Consider the following 19,813-nt stretch of genomic DNA (forward strand, 5'->3'; position numbering starts at 1 on the left):
GCAGATCGGAAGGCCGATGGCGGACGTGTTCGCGTCGTACTGGCCGTATGTGACGAGCGGCGTGCTGCTGGCGGCCGACTTGTGGGCGACCGCACACGCCGTCCTGTACAAGCGCGACAACCGGGCGGCCCTCGGCTGGGTCGGCCTCATCTGGCTCGTCCCGGTCGCCGGGATCGCGCTCTACACCCTTTTCGGCATCAAACGCATTCGGCGGAAGGCCCGCCGGTTGCGCCGGAACCGTCACCCCGAGCGGCTCACCCTTGTGGCCGCCGAGGCGGGTGGAAGCCCCGGCCTGCGCCGACTGGTGGGCGAGGTGACGGGTCGACCCGTCTCGGGGCACAGCCGGATTCAACCTCTGCCGAGCGGCGAGGCGGCTTACGCCGCGATGCTGGCCGCGATCGCCGGGGCCGAGCGGTCAGTCGGCCTCTCGACCTACATCTTCGGCAACGACGCCACCGGCCACGCGTTCGTGGCCGCGCTGGCCGCGACCGTGAACCGCGGGGTGGCCGTGCGGGTGCTCGTGGACGACATCGGGTCGCGGTACTCCTTCCCGTCCGTCGTCGGCCGGTTGCGAGCCGCCGGCGTCCCCGTGGCCCGGTTCATGCCGTCCTTCCTCCCCTGGCGGTTCGCTTACGCTCAACTCCGCAACCACCGCAAGATTCTGGTGATCGACGGCATCGCCGGCTTCACCGGCGGGATGAACATCCGCGACGGCCACGACGCCCGCACTCACCCCCGCTTCCCGATCGCCGACTGTCACTTCCGCATCGACGGCCCGGTCCTGGCCGACGTGCGGGCGGTCTTCGCCGACGACTGGCAGTTCGCCACCGGCGAGCAACTGGACGGGGCCGCCTGGTTCCCCGACCTGTCGCCGGCCGGCCGGGCCGAGGCGCGGGGCATCGCCAGCGGGCCGGATGATGACCGGGACACGCTCCGGCTCGCGCTCCTCGGCGCGATCGCCAGCGCCCGGCGGTCGGTGCGGATCGTCACGCCGTACTTCGTGCCGGAAGGCGGCCTGTTGTCGGCGCTGGGCGTGGCGGCCCTGCGGGGCGTCGCGGTGGACGTCGTCGTGCCGGAACACAACAACCTGCGGCTCGTCCACTGGGCGATGCTGGGCCAGGTCGGGGACTTGATCGGCCACGGCGGCCGGGTGTGGCTGACGCCGTTGCCGTTCGACCACACGAAGTTGCTCGTCGTGGACGACGCGTGGTGCCTGATCGGCTCGGCCAACTGGGACGCCCGCAGTCTGCGGCTGAACTTCGAGCTCAACGTGGAGTGTTACGACGCGGAACTGGTCGGCGAGTTGGCCGCGATGGCGGCGGCCAAGATCGCCCGCGGCCGCCCACTGACGACCGCCGAGTTGAACCGGCGGAACCTGTTCTTCCGCCTCCGCGACGGCGTCGCCCGACTTGCAACGCCGTACCTGTAGCCCGAGAAGGCGAACCGAATGAGCCGTCCCCCGGCACAACCCGACGGGCTGTCCCCGACCGAAGTGGCCGAGCGGGTCGCGGCCGGGCGGGTCAACCGGCCGCCCCGCGACGGCTGGCGGGCCTACGCCGACATCGCCCGGCGGAACACGCTCACGCTGTACAACGCGCTGGTCGTGCCGGCGGCGGTCGGCCTGTTCCTGCTGGCGGACTATCGGGCGGCGTGGGCCGTCGGCGCGATGGCGGTGGCGAACGGGGCGCTCGGGCTGGCCCACGAACTCCGGGCGAAGCGGCACCTCGACCGCCTGAGCGTGCTCGGCGAGGCGCGGGTCCGCGTCCGGCGGGGCGGCACGGACGTGCCCCTGCCGTCAGGCCACGTCGTCGCGGACGACGTCGTGCTGCTCGCCGCCGGCGACACGGTGGTGGCCGACGGGGCTGTCGTCGCGGCCGATTTTCTCGAACTGGACGAGGCCCTCCTCACCGGCGAGTCGGACCCGGTTCCGAAGGCGGTCGGCGACCCGGTCAAGTCCGGGAGCGTTTGCGTCGCGGGCGGCGGGGCGTACCGGGCCGAGCAAGTGGGGGCCGCGGCGTTCGCCCACCGGGTGGCCGCCGCGGCGCGGCAGTACCGGCACGCCCCCGGGCCGACGCAGGCGACCCTCGACCGCCTGGTGCGCGGGCTGACGGTTGTGGCGGTCGGCCTGTGCCTGGGGTACGTGCTGCTGCACCTCGTCCGCGGCTTCCCGGCGGCCGACCTGGTGTCGATGGTCGCGGCCACGATCACGTCGATGGTGCCGCAAGGATTGGTGCTGCTCGCCACGCTCGTGTTCGTCCTCGCGGCGACGCGGCTCGGCCGGCGGGGGGCCGTCGTCCAGCAGTTGGCGGCCGTCGAGGGGCTGGCCGCCGTGGACGTGATTTGCGCCGACAAGACCGGAACCCTGACCACGGGCCGGCAGACGCTCGACCGCGTCGTGGCGTTCGCCGAACCCGAGGCCGCGGTGCGGCGGTGGCTGGGCGGGTTTGCCGCAACGAGCGCGGACGGGCTGAACAAGAGCATCCAAGCCCTTCGCGAAGCACTGGCGGCCGAGGCGGAACACATCGACGTCCGCGACCAGTTGCCGTTCCAGTCCCACAACCGCTGTAGCGCGATCGTCGCGAACGGGACGGGCGAGCCGCGGCTGTTCGTGCTCGGCAGTTTCGAAGTCCTCGCCCCCCGCCTCCCGGAATCGGGTCGGGCCGCCGTCGAAGCCGCCTGGCGGGAACTGCTCCCGACCGGGCTGCGCCTGCTCGCGTTCGCGGACGGGCACGCCGGCCCCGAAGGATTCCAGGGTCGGTTGCCCGACATTCCCCTTCGCCCGTTAGCCGTCGTCGCCCTGCGGGACGAGTTGCGGCCGCGAGTGGCGGACGTATTGGCGGGGTTGGCCGCCCAGGGCATCCGCCTCAAGGTCGTGTCCGGCGACCACCCGGAGACCGTGCGGGCCACCGTCCGGGCGCTCGGGGCCGCCTTCGGTGAGCAGTCCATCGTGACGGGCGACGAGTGGGCGAATGCCGCCGACCGCGTCGCACTGGCCGAGCGGTGCGACCTCTTCGGCCGGGTGTCGCCGGAGCAGAAGGTGGCCCTCGTCGCCGCCCTCCAGCAGGCCGGGCACCGGGTCGGCATGATCGGGGACGGGGTGAACGACGTGCTGCCGATCAAGCGGGCCGACTTCGGCGTGGCGATGGGGGCGGGCAGTCAAGCGGCGAAGGCCGTGGCCGGGCTGGTGCTGGAGTCGAACGATTTCGCCGTCCTGCCCGCGGCCCTGGCGGAAGGGCGGCGGGTGGTCCAGAACGTCCGCCTCGCGGCGAAGTTGTTCCTGCTGAAGAACGTCTACACGGTGGCCCTGATCCTCGTGGCGGTCGGCGTCTGCGGGCTGCCGTTCCCGTACCTGCCGCAGCAAGTCACGCTCCTGAACGCCTTGACCATCGGCGGGCCGGCCGCGATCATCCTCGCCGGCCGGGCGACGGGCCGAACCGGCGGCCCGAACTTCTACGCCGACGTCGGCCGCTTCGTGCTGACGGCCGGCGCGGCGACGAGCGCCGCCGGCCTGGCCGTTTACCTCGGGTCGCTCCTCACGCTGGGCCACGACGCGGAAACGGCCCGTACGCTCTTGCTGACGACGCTGATCCTCGCCGGCGTCGGCAACGCGGTCGTCGCCACGGCCGGCGACCGGCGGCTGATCGCGTGGGCGGCCTTCGGCGTGGGTGGCATCGTCGCGGCGGCGGCCGTCCCGCCGGCCGCGTACTTCTTCGCCCTCGCGCCGTTGACCGGCGGCCAGTGGCTGGCCGTGGTCTTGGCGGCGGGGGCATCCGTGGTCGTTTCGGCCGCGTTCAATCTTGGTGGGGGTTTCGGAGGTGGAAGTCGATCACCAGCGGAAGGTGGTCCGACGCACGGTGGGCCAGGGGCGTCCGGACGACCGCCGCCTCGCGGATGAACAGCCCGCGGTGGAACGCCTTGTCGAGGCTGAGCGCCGGCAGGAAGGCCGGGAACGTGCGGAACCGCGACGGCGGCGCGGTAATGTGCTGGAAGCCCTGCGAGGCGAGCGGCCCGGCGGCAAGGCGGTTCCGCCAGTCGTTGCAGTCCCCGACGACCATCGTCGGCAGGCCCGCGGACTCGCGGAACAGGGCGTGGCCGAGCAGGCGCTCGACCTGCCAGCGGCGTTCGCCCTCGGTCAGCCCGAGGTGCCAGTGCGCGAGATGCAGGAGGCCTTCCGGCGTGTCGACGACGACCAGTTGTCCGCCGCGGGCCTTCCGCCACCCGCACCGCAGCGAGACGTGGTGCCGCCGGAGGATCGGCCACCGCGACAGAATCAAGTTGCCGTACCCGCCGCGGCGGTAGTGGTGGTTCAGCTGGAAGGCCGAGTCGGCGGCCGCGACGGCGTCGCGGAGCAACTGCGGCTGGTCGTCGCCCCGCGTGCGGCGGGCGTGCCGCGTCACCTCCTGCAGGCAGAGAACGTCCGGGTTGACGTGCTCGACGACCCGCACCACGCGGTCCAAGTCGTACCGCCGGTCCCGCCCGCCGATGCCCTTGTGGATGTTGTAGCTGAGCAGCCGCATGGAGGGTCATCGGAAAGGGGGCGGCTCGATCCGCGAGTTCGTAGCGATCATACTTCGATGAACGCTCGCCGGTTGTCAACAGCAAGCGGGTCGATTGGTCCAGGCCGCCGCATTCACTCCCATCCTTCAATGTGAGCATCAGGGGATGATGGGGTCGCGGCCGGTCACGGCGGCGGGAGGGGACGCGAGCCGACCGAACTTGACCAGTTCCACAACCCCGACCGGGGCCAGAGAGCAGGTCATCACCAGCCCCCAGTCGGCGGCGGTGAGGGGGACGGTGTGCAGCACGGATTGCAGGAACGGCGTGTAGACCGCCGCCACCTGCAGGAGGAGGCAGCCCGCCACGGCCGCCCAGAGCCAACCGTTCGTGAACAGCCGGGCGGTGAACGCCGAATGCCGCTGAGATCGGGCGTTGAAGGCGTGGAACACCTGGACGAGGGCCAGCGTCATGAAGGCCAGTGTCGACGCGTGCCGATGGCCCGACCCCTCCGCGCCGTACCACCGCATGCCGACGAAGTACGCGAGAAGCGTGACCCCGGTCAGCAACATTCCCTGCCAGCCGATCAACCCGATGAACGACGCAGTCATGAGCGGCTCCCGCGGGTTTCGGGGCGGCCGCTTCATTGCGTCGGGGTTCGACGGCTCCAGGGCCAACGCCATCGCCGGGAACACGTCGGTGACCATGTTCAGCCACAAGATCTGCAAGGCTCCGAGCGGGAGGGGCCAGCCGACCATGAGAGAAGCGAACACCACCAGAATTTCGGCGAGGTTGCAGGAGAAGAGGTAGTGAACGAACCGCAGAATGTTGGAGTAGATGACCCGCCCCTGCTCGACGGCCCCGACGATCGTGGCGAAGTTATCGTCGGTGATGACCATGGCCGCCGCTTCTTTCGCCACGTCCGTCCCCTTGACGCCCATCGCAATGCCGATGTCGGCCTGCTTGAGCGCGGGGGCGTCGTTCACCCCGTCCCCGGTCATCGCCACCACTTCGCCTCCCGCCTGGAGGGCTTTGACGATTCGCAACTTGTGCTCCGGGGAGACGCGGGCGAACACGCCCACGCCTGCGGCGGCCGTTCGCCAGCCTTCGTCGTCCAGGCCGGCCAACTCACGGCCGTGGGCGGTCCGGAGCGGTCGCCCTTGCGGGTCGCGGTCCAGGCCGAGTTGCCGGCCGATCTCGGCGGCCGTCGCCTCCTGGTCGCCGGTAATCATAACGGTGCGGATGCCGGCCCGCCGGCACCTCTCGATGGCGGCCTTGGCTTCTTCCCGCAGCGGATCGATCATGCCGACCAGGCCGACGAATACCAGCCCGCCGGTGAGGTCTTCATCGCGGTAGCCCGCCGGCAGGTCTTTGAACGCCAGGGCGAGAACGCGGAACGCCTGGCCGGCGAGCTTCTCGTTGGCCGCAAGCACCCGCTCCCGGCCTTCGGGGGTCATCGGTCGGACGCCCTCGCAGGTGAACAACCCGGTGCTGGCTTCGGCGACGACACTCGGACCGCCTTTGACGTAGGCGACGGCCGGGCCGCCCGGCGAGCAGTGCACGGTCACCATCCGCTTCGACTCACTGCTGAACGGCACCTCGCCGACCCGGGGCGACTCCCGCTCCAGGTCGTCCTTTCCCATCCTGGCCTTGACGGCGGCGACGAGCAGTGCCCCTTCCGTCGGGTCGCCGAGGACGGCGGCCGAACCGCCGGCCCGGTCGAGAGTCGCGTCGGAACAGAGCACGCCGACCCGCAGGGCGAGCGCCAGGTGCTGATCGGCGTGGACGTCGAGGGCACGGCCGTTCTCGCGGAACTCACCCGCCAGGGCGAAGCCGGCGCCCGACACGTCGATCCGGCGATCCCCGAGTTGGAGGGCGCAAACGGTCATCTCGTCCCGGGTAAGGGTGCCGGTCTTGTCCGTGCAAATAACTGTAGTCGAGCCGAGTGTCTCGACGGCGGGCAGGCGGCGGACGAGGGCACCCATGCGGGCCATCCGCTGCATGCCGAGGGCCAGCGTCATGGTGGCGACGGCGGGCAGGCCCTCGGGCACGGCCGCGATGGCGAGCGAGATGCCGATCTTGAGCATGGAAACGAAGTCGTTGCCCCGCAGCCAGCCCGCGAGGACGATCACCGCACAGAGTACCAGGACGACTCCGATCAGGGCGTGCCCGAGTTGCGCCAGCTTGCGTTCGAGCGGGGTGTCGCGGCCGCCGGCCTCGTCGATCAGCGCCCCGATCCGGCCGACCTCCGTCCGCATACCAGTGGCCGTCACGAGGAGCCGGCCGCGGCCGTCCGTCACCGCCGTGCCGAGGTACGCCATGTCCAGCCGGTCGCCGAGCGGGGCGACGTCATCCAGCACAGGTTCGACAGACTTCCCGACCGGGAGCGATTCTCCGGTCAGCGCGGCCTCTGCCACTTGTAGGCGAACGCACTCGACGACTCGCCCGTCGGCGGGCACCCGCGACCCGGCGGCGAGAAGGACGATGTCGCCGGGCACCAACTCGGCAGCGGGAATTTCGCGGTCCATGCCACCTCGGGTGACGCGGGCCGTCGGCACCGCCTGCCGCTGCAACGCGGTGAGCGACTGCTCGGCGCTCCACTCGGTCAGGAACCCGACGACCGCGTTCAGGACGAGGACGACCAAGACGGCGACCGCCTCGATGTTATCCCCGAGTGCGAACGCGACTCCGGTCGCCACGGCGAGGAGGCCGACGATGAGGCTGTTGAACTGGCTCGCGAGGATCGAGAGGGCGGACCGCCCCTTCGAGTGGGTCAGTGTGTTCGCGCCGTGTCGCGCCCGCCGCCGGACCGCCTCGGCATTGCTCAGGCCGCTCGAAAGGTTGGTCTTCAGAGTTCCGGCGACCTCTTCGACCGGCAGCGTGTGCCAGTGCCGTTCCTGTTCACCGGCAGTGGCGAGGTGATCGCTCGCAAGTTCGGCGTGCGGGCCGTTCGTCATGCCGTTAGTCCTCACGGGATTTTTCGGCTGAGCTGGCAGCGTTGTTGAACGGCCGAAACGGCTCGAAGGATGAAACCCTCATGCTACTCGCCCGAGCTTGGTCCACGCCTATCTCATACCGCTTACGTCTTTCCGTCAGCCTTGAGCGTTCGGGAATCGCTCCAAGCGAGCTTCTCGCAAACGACAACGGTGAAGGCGGTCACGATATTGGTTCGCCTAGCCGGGATTGACCGGACTTTCGGCATTCATTTCAGCCCTGCTTAGTATTCGCTGACCGGCACAGAATAGTCGGCCTCATGATACGCTCACTCTACATGGCCATCAGGCCATGTTCAGATGTCTGAATTACCGGTGCGGTCCGAGGTCACGTTTCTCGACTGCCGACCGGTTCCGGGATGCGTTGTGCCCCCCTACGCTGGTCGTCATTTCGGGACCACATCGACTGCGGCTCCATGATTAGCTGCTCCAGCAACGCCCGTAACAGGACTGGCTCGGCGGGCTTGAAAATGTAATGGCGGATGCCGAGTTCTCGGCCACGCGCCTGGTGGATCGCTGACGTGTGGCCGCTGATGACGACGACGGGCGTACCTCCGCACCCCCCGAGTTGCCGGAAGTGGGCGGTGAACGCGAACCCGTCCATTGGGGCCATGCCGATGTCGAGCAGCACGACGGCCGGCCGGCGGACCCTGACGGCTGCGAGTGCGGCGGCCCCGCTATACCGCGGGGCCGCGTCGTATCCCCAGAGTGTGCAGAGATCGGCCATGCTGTCGGCCGCGTCGGGTGAGTCGTCCACCACCAACACGTGAGGTCGTAGAACGTCCATGTAAATTCCCGACGACCCCGGTGGGTCGGAACTCGCGGCTGTTACGAGACGGACGGACGTGAAATTGCCTTTGACGCCAATTATGCGACCAGGACTGGGACGGGCCGACAGGTAACAGGACAGAAGTGTTGGGGGAATTGGGAAAAGGCGTGTCGGACAATGCCCGGATTCGGGGAGAGTTGCCTGACACGGAGTCGTCAGCCTTCTTGAAGCCAGCCCTGCTGGACGGCGTAGCGGACGAGGGCGGACCGGCTCTGGAGGCCGAGCTTCTCCATCGCCCTCGCCCGGTACGTCTCGACCGTCTTGATGCTCAGTTCGAGTTTGGCGGCGATCTCCTTGTTGCTGTACCCGGCGGCGGTCGATAGGGCGACCTCGGCCTCCCGATCGCTCAACTCGCCGTTCGCCACGCCGCCGTTCGTCGGCTGGCCGACGAACCCGCCCACCACCTTGCCGGCCATGCTCGGGTCCAGGTAGACGCCGCCGCCCGCGACCACCCGGATGGCGTGGATGAGATCCTCGGGGGCCGCCCGCTTGAGCACGTACCCGGCCGCCCCGGCCGCCAAGAGCTGCCGGATGTACCCCTTGTCCTCGTGTACGGTCAGGGCCAGCACCCGGGCGGTCGGGCACTCCTGCCGCATCCGCTTGGTCGCCTGGGAGCCGGTCATGCCGGGCATCGACACGTCCATGACCACCACGTCCGGCCGCAGCACGACCACCTGCTCGCAGGCGGGGAGACCGTCGGCCGCCTCACCGACGACGGTCATCCCCGGCTGGGAGTTGATCAAGGCTTTTAGACCCTCGCGGACGACCGCGTGGTCGTCCACGAGAAAGATCCGCTGCTTAGCCATCGGCGTTCCGTCCTTCCTCACTCGGGAGCGGGATGCGGGCGATGACGGTCGTGCCCCGGCCGCGGGAGGATTCGACCGTCAAGGTTCCCCCCACCAATTCCGCACGCTCCCGCATGCCGAGGACGCCCAGCCGGTGGGGGGCGACCGAGTCGGCGTCGAACCCCCGCCCGTCGTCCTCGATCAGGGCCGTCGCCTGGCCCGCCGACCGGCGGAGGACGACGCTGACCCGGAGGGCGGCGGCGTGCTTGAGCACGTTCGTCAGAGCCTCCTGAATAACCCGGTACAGCGCCGTCTCGATCGGGGGCGGGAGGCGGGGGGCGTCCGGCCCCGGCCCCTGGAAATCGACCTCAACGCCCGCCCGCTCCGACCACCCTTCGGCGTAATTGGCCAAGGCCGCGTGGAGGCCCAGGTCGTCGAGCGCCGTCGGCCGCAGTTCGAGGGCCAGGTGGTGGACCTGGCGGCCGATGCGGTCGGTTAGCGACTGCAACCCGAGCAACCGGTCCCGCTCCGCCGACGGGTCGGGGGTGGCGTCCTTAACGAGTTTTAACCCAAGGCCGAGGGCGGTCAGGTACTGGCCCAACTCGTCGTGCAACTCCCGGGCGATCCGCCGCCGCTCGTCCTCCTGGACCGTCGTCAGTTGCTGTTGCAGGTCCCGGCGGTCCGCTTCTGCGACCTCCCGCCGGCCGATCTCCGTCGTGAGCTTCCCGTTCGTGCTGGCCAGTTCGATCGTCCGCTCCTCGACCCGGACTTCCAGCCCGGCGTGGGCGACCCGGAGGGCGTCCTGGGCCCGCTTGCGGTCGGTCACGTCCCGGATGTTGCACTGGATGACCTTGGTGTCGCCGACGGCGTACACGTTGCTGACGAACTCGACCTCGATGCCGCGGTCGTCGTGCGTCCGCAGGGGAAGGTCGTCGTAGCGAATGTACCCGACCCCCTGGAGGGTGCGGAACGCCTCCTTGCTCGACTCGATGTCGCGGAACAGCCCGATCTCCCACAACTCCCGGCCGACCAGTTCGTCCCGGGCGTACCCGAGCATGTCGGTAAGGAATGGGTTGGCGTCGAAGATCCGCCGGGTGTCCGGGTCCACGAGCAGGATGCCGTCTTGGGCGGTCTCGAAGAGCCGGCGGTATCGGGTTTCGGACAGGGCCAGAGACTCGACCGCCCGCCGCCGCTCGGTCGCGTCCTCGATGGCGAGCAGGATGAGCGCCGGCCGCCCCCCGGCCGGGGGTAGTCGGCGGGCGTTGAGGATCATCAGCCGGCGGCCCAGAACCCGGAAGTCGTGGTCGACCTCAAAGTCGTCGAAGTGACTGTCCCGCGGCAGAACCTGTTCGAGCAGATCGCGCAGCTCGGGAATGTCCCACTCGCCGTCGCCGAGGGCGAAGAGGGATTGACCCTCGGTTTCCGGCGAGGCTACGCGGAATGTCTGGTAGAACGAGTGGTTCGCGGTCCACACCCGCAGTCCCGCGTCGAGGATCACGAGGGGTTCGCGGACCGTCTGGACGATCCCCTCGGCGAATGCCCGCGCGTCCTCGACCCCCTGCATGATCCGCTGACGCTCGCTGACGTCGCAGAAAAATAATATGGCCCCATCGACGGACCCGGTGGCGTCGCGGACCGGACCCACGCCGTGGTCGATCCGCCGTTCCCGCCCGTCCCGGGCGATGAGAACGGTGTGGTCGGACAGGCCGTCGGCTTCTCCGGTGTCGACCACCCGAGCGACCGCGTCCGGGACCGGCCGTCGGGTCTTCTCGTCCTCGATCCGGAAGACGCCCGCGAGCGGCCGGCCCACGGCCTCTTCGTGCCGCCAGCCGGTAATGGCCTCGGCGACCGTGTTCAACTCCAGGACAAGGCCGTGGGTGTCGGTCCGGATCGTGGCCATGCCGATGTCGGCGAGGGCGACCCGGAGCCAATTTTCGGACGACGGGCGGAGGTCCTGAAGTGGTTGCATCGGCGGCAGATCTCCCGAGCAGCCCCACGCGTCGTCTCAACCGGCAGTCACGGTATGCCCCTAAAGTCGAAAGGCTCTGCGGCGAGACGAGCGCGAAGCCCGGTGGTGTTATTCTATCGAGGGGCGGGCCCGTGCGACCCGGGCGTGGGTCAATGCGCCCGTTCCGGGTGGAGAACCAGTGTTACGAGAACGGAAGCGTCCTCGACGCCGCGGAGGGAATGAAGCTCGCCTCCGGCGAGATAGAGCATCTGGCCGGCGGTCAGTTCTCGGGTGGTGCCACCGGCCGTGAACGCAACCCGGCCTTCCAGGCACTGAACCGTGACTGGCCCCGCGACCTGGTGGCGCGGCCACTCCTTTCCCGCCGGCACGACGAAACGCATGACCTCCAGGCCGTCGGTTTTTACCAGCGTGCGGGTGACCGCTTGTGCCAGTTCCCCTCGGAGGGGCCGGACGTCGATGACGTCACCGGATCGTGCGTGCGGGATGGCCACGGGAAGGCTCCTGGGTACTTGCTTCGGGATCGACCGGCGGGGCTCGCCGGTGCCGGTGACGACCGTCCGACCCGGCGGATCGCTTGCCGGGAAGGACTCTTTGCTGGCCTCGTCGACGCCGTCGTCTTCCGACGGGGGTGACGACCGGCACACGGCATTTGCCTGTTGGATGAGTTTGTTCATTGGCTCGGGCGGGGTCCGCCACTCTTGTCTGCCGCCCGGCGGCTGTCGAGGATCGGTCGAGACTGCCAAAGGCTCCGCCGAGCGGCACGTCCCGCCAGCCGAGCCATGGTACCTCGGACATCTCGTCAACTATTTGGAGACAATCATCTTGGCCATTTCACGGCACGAGGCCGCACACTTCTTGCACGACTCGGCACACGCTTTCATCTCGGGCGCGTCGGCCCCCTTCTCGCACGCGGCGGCGCAGTCGTCGCAGCACTTCGCGCAGAACTCGCACGCCCCTGGGCAGAACGAACTCTGGCGGGCACAGATGGTCGCGCACAGCTTACAGCAATCGGCGCAGTCGGTGCAGAGTTGCGCCGGCCGGGCATGCTCCTTCTGGCCGTCGCCCACCTTCGTGAAGCAGAACTTGAAGCAGGCGTCGCACTGCAACTGACAGTTGGCGCACTCCTTCGCGCACGCGTCGTAGTGCTTCTCGTGGCCGGCGGCCGGCTTGTCGGCGGCGCGGGACGCGAGGGCCGTCCACCCGATCGCGGAGGACAGGACGGCGAACGCCGCAAGTGCGTACAGACGAGTCATGGGATGCTCCTGCCAAGGGAGTTGATAGTAACACCAGCCGACCGAGCCACGAATCGCGCCTCGCATCCTGGATGACCGCTATTCTCACACCTTGGCGGCGATGCGATGACAGGAGATGACGTAACGAGAATGGGCAAAAGATACCTCCGTTGACGGGGAATCCCCGGTCTGCCGGCGATCCCGAACGTAGCTGAAGGCCCTTTCGGGCGATACCGGAAAACACTTCTCCGCGTGCCGTTCCGCACGCACGAAGCCTCGAAAGGGGATGTAATCCGCGACTCTCAATGGCACGAGTTCGGCTGACGACTGGCTCATTCCCTGACGCCATTTTTCCACTTACCGCGACACCCGCAGCACAAACCCCCGTCACCTTCACTCCTGCGATCCGGGATACTGTTACGGTCGGCAAGCAGAACCGGATCTGTGTCCGGTATGACAACCCGATTTCGACCGAGAGGAACTCCAGATGAAGACCGACACGCAGTTGCAGAAGGACGTCATGGACGAGATCAAGTGGGAGCCGAGCACCACGGCGGCCTCGGTCGGGGTGACGGCCAAGGACGGGGTGGTGACACTGACCGGCACGGTCGCGTCCTACGCCGAGAAGTGGGCGGCGGAGCGGGCCGCCCAGCGGGTCGAGGGCGTCAAGGGCCTCGCCCAGGAGATCGCGATCAAGCCGTTCGGCTTCCACGTCAAGAACGACACGGAGATCGCCGACGCCGCGGTCACCGCACTCAAGTGGCACGTCTGGGTGCCGGGCGGCGTCCAGGCGACCGTCGCCCAGGGGTTGGTCACACTCAAGGGCACCGCGGACTGGGAATACCAGCGGACCGCGGCCCACGACGCCGTCTGCTTCATGCCCGGCGTGACGGGCGTGATCAACGAAATCACCCTCAAACCGTCGGCCAAGCCGACCGCCGTCAAGGACGCGATCACGAAGGCGTTCGTGCGGAACGCCGAGATCGACGCCGGGACGGTGAAAGTGACGGCCGACGGCGGCGCGGTGACGCTGTCCGGCAACGTCCGGTCGTGGAACGAAAAGGACCAGGCCCGGTCGGCGGCGTGGAATGCCCCCGGCGTCAACAGCGTGACGAACGACATCGCCGTCTCGTACACGTGACGGCCGCCAGTCAGCGAAGGAATTCGCTGACCCTCCTCAGCACCCTTGTCCTTACGCCAGGAACTCGAGCGATGTCCGAGGCAACGAAACACCCCGCGCCCCTGGCCACGATCCGCTTCATCGAGCTGGTCGGTGAGTCGAAGTACGGCTGGGAGGACGCCGCCGAGCGACTCGTGAAGCGGGAGTCCGCGAAGCACAAGAACATCACCGGGCTGGACGTGCTCCGCAGCACCGCCATCGTCCGGGAGGGCCGAATTGTGCAGTACCGCATCGAGGCCAAGGTGACCTACGCCATCGAACCCGACCGCGGCGAGCAGTGAACGCCACCATACCGCCCGTGACAGCCCGCTTTGTAAGGGGCGGGTTGTCATGGTGGTCGCTCGCGACCACCCAAGTCCGAAACCGATCTATCCGATCCTGGAGACTGTCATGACGAAGAATTCCGCGACGACGCACGACGGCAAGGTTGTGAGCGTGGCCGGTGACAAGCTGACGACGACGTGTGGCGAGGGCAAGGAGCACTGCCACACGTTCGCCAAGGACGCGAAAGTGACGTGTGACGGGAAGGCGGGCAAAGCCGCCGACCTGAAGGCCGGAACGGACGTCCGGGTGACCACCCACAAGAGCGACAAGACGGTGGCGACGGCCGTCGAGTCGGGCAAACACATCCCGGCAGCAGCGCCCAAGGCGTAGTGCCACCGACCCGCGGTCGTGGTTCGGCCATCGGTCGAGTCACGACCGCGGGGCATCGAAGCTTATTCCAAGGGGCTGCGCTATGACGACTCAAACCCGGACCGAGATTCCCGCTCACTTGAACGGACGGCACGAACGTACTTACGAAGCGATCTTCCGCCACCCGGCCGCCCACAACTTGGAGTGGCACGACGTACGGTCGCTGCTCGACGCTCTTGCGGAAGTGACTGAAGGGTCGAACGGTTCTCTACGGGTGACGCGGAACGGACACGAAACAATTTTGCACGATCCCAAGCACAAGAACGTCACCTCGGTCGAGGACGTCCTGGCTCTCCGCCGCTTCCTCGAACAGTCGGGCGTTCCTGCTGCCCAGCCTCCCGCCACTGCCGCCTCCGACCTCCTCGTCGTCATCGATCACCAGGAAGCGAAGGTGTACCGCACCTTATTGCACGGAACTGTTCCAGAGCACCTCGCGCCGTACGACCCGCACGGCTACGGACGGCACCTGCGGTCCCGCAATGAGGAGACGGACGGCAAGCGACGGCCGGAGCGAAAGAGTTACTACGAGGCCGTCGCAGCCACCCTTCGGGGGGCCGACCGGATCGTGCTGTTCGGCAGCGGCACCGGGGCGAGCAGCGCCCTGGACGAACTGGTGACCGACTTGCGTGAAAACCACCGTGACGTGGCCGAGCGCGTAATCGGCACGGCCGCGGTTGACGCACACCATCTAACCGACGACCAGTTACTGGCACGTGCGCGTGAGTTCTTCGCGCCAGCGGGCGTCTAGCATCGAAGGAAACACTTCGGGCAAACGCTGGAGTGCCGGGGACGCGGGCAGGATTCTGATTTTCAGGGGGAAGAATTATGACAACGAACTGGAGCGAGGAAAAATACGACGCCATGAGTCCGGCGGAACAATCCGCCAAGAGAAAGCCTCACCACGCTCGTACGCCCACCGGCCCAACGCCTGCTCAAGCGGGTGACCGAGACAAGACTAACCCCGGACGGGTGAAGTTGCGCTCGTTCGCGGGACGCGATTTGGATATGACGTGGACAATAGCTTTGGAAATAATGCTCGTTTTGCTCGCGGCTGTATCACTCTGCATTCTCGCAATTGCGGAGTTGAATGCGCTTACTTCGGGCGCAGCCGTGGCCTGTATCGTTGCCGTAGTGGGAGTGAGTCAATGGATCTTGTGGCGGCAACTGTTCCCTGATGAAATTGTCAAATACACATCGCAGGTGCGAGACGGACGTGCTTAGCATGGACACCGATTGATCCATAGCTGCCGCGCAAGCTCGTCTACACCCGGCCGCCGAGGAGTACCCGTATGACTGAGGCGCTCCGACTCCGAGACGCTACCGTTCAGGACATCCAGTTCGAGCTTCTCCGCCGGACGAAGTTCAACGCGCTGGACGGCGAACGGGTCCGTGACAGCCTGCTAAAGCACCGGCACCTGTGGCACGCGGTCCTGCTCGACCGGCCGGGAGTGCCGAACTACGCCGACCCAAGCCATCTCCTGACGGCCGGCCTGATCAAGCTCCGCGACCTGCCCGACAACCTCTGGAATGCCGACACGCTGTTCGTCCTGACGCCAAGCCGGTCGGATGCCGAACAGCTTATGGCGGTCGCCCAGGCCGAGGACTGGGGCGGCGAAGCAACTGTCCACTCCGACCAGGAGGAGACGGATCGCGCACTCGGTACGGGCCGACAAGAGTACGGTTTGCTGTCAATCTGGTGGGACTGAGCAGACAGGCTGCCCGTTATTCAACGCTGAAGTTACGAGCAAACACAGGCAGCGGAAGCACGTCGCGCCCGCTGTCACGCAACGAACGAGTGCCAACCGACGGCAACCCAAATCCAGATCGGAAGAGTGTTCCATGGCGGAAGAGAAGATCATCGGGATCGACCTTGGTACGACGAACTCCGTCGTTGCCGTGATGGAGGGAACCGAGGTCAAGGTGATCGCCAACCAGGAAGGAAGTCGCACGACCCCGAGCGTGGTGGCGTTCACCGACAAGGGCGAGCGCATCGTTGGAGCCGCCGCCAAGCGGCAATCGGTCACCAACCCGCGGCGGACCGTCTTCTCGATCAAACGTTTCATGGGCCGCCGCCACAACGAGGTCGGCGGCGAGGAGAAGCTCGTCCCGTACAAGATCGTCGGGGGGGCGCACGACCTTGTGAAGGTCGACATCGACGGGAAGACGTTCACCCCGCCGGAAATCTCGGCGATGATCCTCCGCAAGCTGAAGGAGGCGGCGGAAGCCTACCTCGGGCACACCGTCCGCAAGGCCGTCATCACGGTGCCGGCGTACTTCAACGACGCCCAGCGGCAGGCGACCATCGACGCCGCCTCGATTGCCGGCTTCGACACCGATTACGAGATCCGCGGGAAGGACGGCAAGGTCGTCAAGCAGCGGATGCGGATCATGAACGAGCCGACGGCCGGGGCCGTGGCGTACGCCCTCGACGGCAAGAAGAACGAAAAGATCGTGGTGTTCGACCTCGGCGGCGGCACGTTCGACATCAGCGTCCTCGACGTCGGCGACGACGGCGTCTTCCAGGTGTTGTCGACGAACGGCGACACGCACCTCGGCGGCGACGACTTCGATCAGCTGCTGATGGACCACATCGCCGACGCCTTCAAGAAGCAGAGCGGGATCGACCTGCGGAAGGACCCGATGGCGATGCAACGGCTCAAGGAGGCGGCCGAGCGGGCGAAGCAAGACCTGAGCTTGCAGACGACGACCGACATCAATCTGCCGTTCATCACGGCCGACGCGAGCGGGCCGAAGCACCTGATGCAAACGGTCACCCGCAACGAATTCGAGCGGCTGGTCGACCCCCTCATCGAACGGTGCCGGAAGCCGGTCATGACCGCCCTCGCCGACGCCAAGGGGATCACGCCGGATCAGATCGACGAGGTCGTGATGGTCGGCGGGATGACCCGAATGCCGCGGGTCCAGCAACTCGTGAAGGAAATGTTCGGCAAGGCCGGTCACCAGGGCGTGAACCCGGACGAGGTGGTCGCCGTCGGGGCGGCGATCCAGGGGGCGCAACTGCTCCTCGGCGCGGCGGCCGATCTTCAACTCCTCGACGTGACCCCGCTGTCGCTGGGCCTGGAGACGCAGGGCGGGGTGCTGACCGTGCTGATCCCGAAGAACACCACCATCCCGACCAAGAAGTCACAGGTGTTCACGACGGCGTCGGACGACCAACAGGCGGTCGAGGTGGAAGTATTCCAGGGCGAGCGGCCGATGTCGAAGGACAACAAGAAAATCGGCCAGATCCACATGGAGGGCATCCCGCCGGCCCCGCGGGGAACCCCGCAGATCGAGGTGACCTTCGACCTGGACGCGAACGGGGTGCTGTCGGTGTCGGCGAAGGATCTGGGCACGCAGAAGGAGCACACGATCCGGATCGAGGCGTCGTCCGGGATGAGTAAGGCGGAGGTCGAGCGGATGAAGCAGGATGCCGAGCAGAACGCCGAGGAGGACAAGCGGCGGCGGGAGTTCGCGGAGGCGAAGAACGCGGCCGAAAATCGTATCCACTTGGTCGAGCGGACGTTGGCGGGCGCGGGAACGGCCGTGACGGCCTCCGACCGGGTTCCGATCGATCGGGCGACCGCAAAGGTCCGTGAGGCCCTGGGGGGGACCAACGTGGCGGGGTTGAAGCGTTTGACCGATGAGCTGGAGCAGGCGGCGACAGCGTTCGCCCTACATTTGGCCGCCTCGGCCGAGAAGCGACCGGACGGCCGTCCAGTGGAGCCGGGTTCGGCTGCATCGCGGTCCGGCCGGGAAGACGCAATCGACGCCGAGTACGAGGTGAAGGGATAGATCGAAACGAGTCTCGTTGCATGCGAGAGCCGCGTCATCTCTCGGACGCGGCCTGTTGCTCTGCTGGCGGCAACGAGTACCGATCCAGTATACGCCAGATCCGATCGGTCACGCCGACCCCAGCAAGGCGACGAGACTCGTGAATATGAGCCGTTTTCAAAGCTGAGCATTCGCATCGACGGAGAATCTTCTGTCGCCCGTAGTTTCTTTCGCAACGGACCACCGTAGGAGAATCGCATCATGGACCTCGACGACATCGTCCGCCGCGTGCAGTGGGCTTCAACCCCTAGGCCGGCGGCGGCGGAGACCCCCCCGCCTTCGGCGGATATTCCTCCGGCGCCGCTGAGCGTCTTTTCGGACCCCGATTTCATTCCGCCCACGGCAGTCACGACACGGCAGCAGGAGGCCGCGATCGGGGAAGACCGATCTGCAAGCTCGCCCATTTGAACGTCACTGCATCGAGGGAGAGCGTTGTCGCAGACACCACGTCTTGTCACATCGTCTCCCTCGGCTGGTGGTTCCCGCACGGCAAACGCCCCGCCAGTTGGATTGAGTTCGGTGCAGAGGTTCTTCGTGGGAATCACTAGCGGTGAGGAAGTCAATTGCCCGTAAGCACCGCAGAGATTCCGTCGAGTCGTCTGTCCGTCCCAGGCGGGCACGTCCTGACTTTGAACGGCGGCTCTTCGAGCATCAAGTTCGCCGTCTTCGACGCGGGCGAGTCGCTTCGGCGGTCGGTCGGCGGAGCCGTCGAACGAGTCGGACTCGCGGACGCCTTCCTCCGTGCAAGCATGCCCGGCCGTCCCGACGAACGGCGGCCGCTGCCCGCGGCGGGTCTCGATCAAGCTGTCGAGGGGCTGTTCGACTGGTTGGACGGAATTGGCGCACTCCGCCGCATCTCGGCCGTCGGGCACCGCATCGTCCACGGCGGCCCATCCCACACCGACCCGCGAGTCATCACCCCCGGCCTGCTCGCTGACCTGCGGGCGGCGACCCCGTTCGCCCCCGTCCATTTGCCGTCCGAAATCCGACTCATCGAGGCCCTCGCCCGCCGGCTACCGGGGGTGCCGCAGTTCGCCTGCTTCGACACCGCTTTCCACCGCGACCTGTCGTCGGTCGCCCGCTTCCTCCCGATCCCGCGTCGCTACCGGGAGAGTGGCATTCGGCGGTACGGGTTCCACGGCCTGTCCTACGACTTCCTCCTGGGCGAGGTCGGGCGGTTGGCCGGTGCCGACGCCGCCCGCGGCCGGGTGGTGCTCGCCCACCTCGGGTCCGGGGCCAGCATGGCGGCCGTTCGAGACGGCCGGTGCGTCGACACGACGATGGGACTCACCCCGGCCGGCGGCCTGGTGATGGGCACCCGCACCGGCGACCTCGATCCCGGCGTCCTGATCCACATCGCGAAGGCGGAAGGACTCACCGCGGACCAACTCGAAGACCTGGTGACCCGCCGGTCCGGCCTACTCGGGGTGTCGGAAACGAGCCCGGACATGCGCGACCTGCTCGCCCGTCAGGCGACCGACCCGCGGGCGGCCGACGCGGTCGAACTGTTCTGCTACCAGGCCCGTAAGTGGGTCGGGGCGTTGTCTGCCGCCCTCGGCGGACTCGACACCCTGGTGTTCTCCGGCGGAATCGGCGAGGGCGCCCCCGAAGTCCGGTCCCGCGTCTGCGACGGCCTCGAGTTCCTCGGGGTCCGGCTCGACTCGGCCGCAAACGACGCGAATGCGCCGTTGATCTCCGCCACCGCCGGACCAGTGACGGTGCGGGTCATCCCGACGGACGAGGAACTGATGATCGCCCGAACCGTCTTCCGCGTCGCGGGGGCCGGCCCGCCCGCACCGTAGGA

18 protein-coding genes are annotated in these 19,813 nt (G+C 67.8%); 11 read left to right on the forward strand and 7 right to left on the reverse strand.

The features are described from left to right. Window positions 1-16: 16 nt before the first annotated feature. A complete protein-coding gene (locus PX52LOC_RS18450; RefSeq protein WP_149111481.1) occupies window positions 17-1,429 on the forward strand; it encodes a phospholipase D-like domain-containing protein in 1,413 nt (470 codons plus the stop codon). An 18-nt stretch (window positions 1,430-1,447) separates the two neighbouring features. Continuing rightward, complete coding sequence (locus tag PX52LOC_RS18455; RefSeq protein ID WP_149111482.1) at window positions 1,448-3,895, forward strand: HAD-IC family P-type ATPase; 2,448 nt, start codon at window positions 1,448-1,450, stop codon at window positions 3,893-3,895. On the opposite strand, the gene PX52LOC_RS18460 is transcribed toward PX52LOC_RS18455, so the two are convergent. From PX52LOC_RS18460 to PX52LOC_RS18490, 7 genes are all read right to left on the reverse strand, one after another. Then, window positions 3,792-4,517: an endonuclease/exonuclease/phosphatase family protein gene (locus tag PX52LOC_RS18460; RefSeq protein WP_149111483.1), complete on the reverse strand. Its 726-nt coding sequence runs from the start codon at window positions 4,515-4,517 to the stop codon at window positions 3,792-3,794. The genes PX52LOC_RS18455 and PX52LOC_RS18460 overlap by 104 nt on opposite strands. Before the next feature lie 138 nt (window positions 4,518-4,655). Beyond that, window positions 4,656-7,451: a cation-translocating P-type ATPase gene (locus PX52LOC_RS18465; protein WP_149111484.1), complete on the reverse strand. Its 2,796-nt coding sequence runs from the start codon at window positions 7,449-7,451 to the stop codon at window positions 4,656-4,658. A gap of 364 nt (window positions 7,452-7,815) precedes the next feature. Further along, a complete protein-coding gene (locus PX52LOC_RS18470) occupies window positions 7,816-8,274 on the reverse strand; it encodes a response regulator (RefSeq protein WP_149111485.1) in 459 nt (152 codons plus the stop codon). 197 nt (window positions 8,275-8,471) lie between these two features. After that, window positions 8,472-9,122 (reverse strand): response regulator transcription factor, encoded by a 651-nt coding sequence (locus tag PX52LOC_RS18475; protein ID WP_149111486.1) that lies wholly within the window; start codon window positions 9,120-9,122, stop codon window positions 8,472-8,474. Next, the gene (locus PX52LOC_RS18480; RefSeq protein ID WP_149111487.1) at window positions 9,115-11,070 is read right to left on the reverse strand and encodes a PAS domain-containing sensor histidine kinase; all 1,956 of its coding nucleotides are present in this window, start codon (window positions 11,068-11,070) and stop codon (window positions 9,115-9,117) included. Before PX52LOC_RS18480 ends, PX52LOC_RS18475 begins: the two co-directional genes overlap by 8 nt. A 149-nt stretch (window positions 11,071-11,219) precedes the next feature. Next, window positions 11,220-11,561 carry a cupin domain-containing protein gene (locus PX52LOC_RS18485; RefSeq protein ID WP_149111488.1) on the reverse strand — a complete coding sequence of 114 codons (342 nt, stop codon included), beginning with the start codon at window positions 11,559-11,561 and terminating at the stop codon, window positions 11,220-11,222. Window positions 11,562-11,873: 312 nt separating this feature from the next. Then, window positions 11,874-12,323 (reverse strand): four-helix bundle copper-binding protein, encoded by a 450-nt coding sequence (locus PX52LOC_RS18490; RefSeq protein ID WP_149111489.1) that lies wholly within the window; start codon window positions 12,321-12,323, stop codon window positions 11,874-11,876. Window positions 12,324-12,789: 466 nt separating this feature from the next. Between PX52LOC_RS18490 and PX52LOC_RS18495 the strand changes: the two genes are divergently transcribed. The 9 genes from PX52LOC_RS18495 (at window position 12,790) to PX52LOC_RS18535 (ending at window position 19,811) form a co-directional block, all read left to right on the forward strand. Further along, a complete protein-coding gene (locus tag PX52LOC_RS18495; RefSeq protein ID WP_149111490.1) occupies window positions 12,790-13,443 on the forward strand; it encodes a BON domain-containing protein in 654 nt (217 codons plus the stop codon). A 71-nt stretch (window positions 13,444-13,514) separates the two neighbouring features. After that, window positions 13,515-13,763, forward strand: a complete 249-nt coding sequence (locus PX52LOC_RS18500; RefSeq protein ID WP_149111491.1) for a dodecin family protein — start codon at window positions 13,515-13,517, stop codon at window positions 13,761-13,763. A gap of 109 nt (window positions 13,764-13,872) precedes the next feature. Next, window positions 13,873-14,136: a hypothetical protein gene (locus PX52LOC_RS18505; RefSeq protein WP_149111492.1), complete on the forward strand. Its 264-nt coding sequence runs from the start codon at window positions 13,873-13,875 to the stop codon at window positions 14,134-14,136. Window positions 14,137-14,218: 82 nt separating this feature from the next. Next, window positions 14,219-14,923, forward strand: a complete 705-nt coding sequence (locus PX52LOC_RS18510; protein WP_149111493.1) for a hypothetical protein — start codon at window positions 14,219-14,221, stop codon at window positions 14,921-14,923. Window positions 14,924-15,000: 77 nt separating this feature from the next. After that, entirely contained in the window at window positions 15,001-15,396 is a 396-nt protein-coding gene (locus tag PX52LOC_RS18515) for a hypothetical protein (protein WP_149111494.1), read from the forward strand. 68 nt (window positions 15,397-15,464) lie between these two features. Beyond that, a complete protein-coding gene (locus PX52LOC_RS18520) occupies window positions 15,465-15,881 on the forward strand; it encodes a hypothetical protein (RefSeq protein WP_149111495.1) in 417 nt (138 codons plus the stop codon). A gap of 133 nt (window positions 15,882-16,014) precedes the next feature. Continuing rightward, window positions 16,015-17,970, forward strand: coding sequence for a molecular chaperone DnaK (gene dnaK / locus PX52LOC_RS18525; RefSeq protein ID WP_149111496.1), 1,956 nt, complete (start codon window positions 16,015-16,017; stop codon window positions 17,968-17,970). 240 nt (window positions 17,971-18,210) lie between these two features. After that, entirely contained in the window at window positions 18,211-18,417 is a 207-nt protein-coding gene (locus PX52LOC_RS18530; protein ID WP_149111497.1) for a hypothetical protein, read from the forward strand. A 155-nt stretch (window positions 18,418-18,572) separates the two neighbouring features. Then, on the forward strand, window positions 18,573-19,811 hold the full coding sequence (locus PX52LOC_RS18535) for an acetate/propionate family kinase (protein WP_246173757.1): 1,239 nt from the start codon (window positions 18,573-18,575) through the stop codon (window positions 19,809-19,811). Window positions 19,812-19,813: the final 2 nt, after the last annotated feature.

This window comes from Limnoglobus roseus (assembly GCF_008254045.1).
In the GTDB taxonomy this organism is placed as follows: Bacteria; Planctomycetota; Planctomycetia; order Gemmatales; family Gemmataceae; genus Limnoglobus; species Limnoglobus roseus.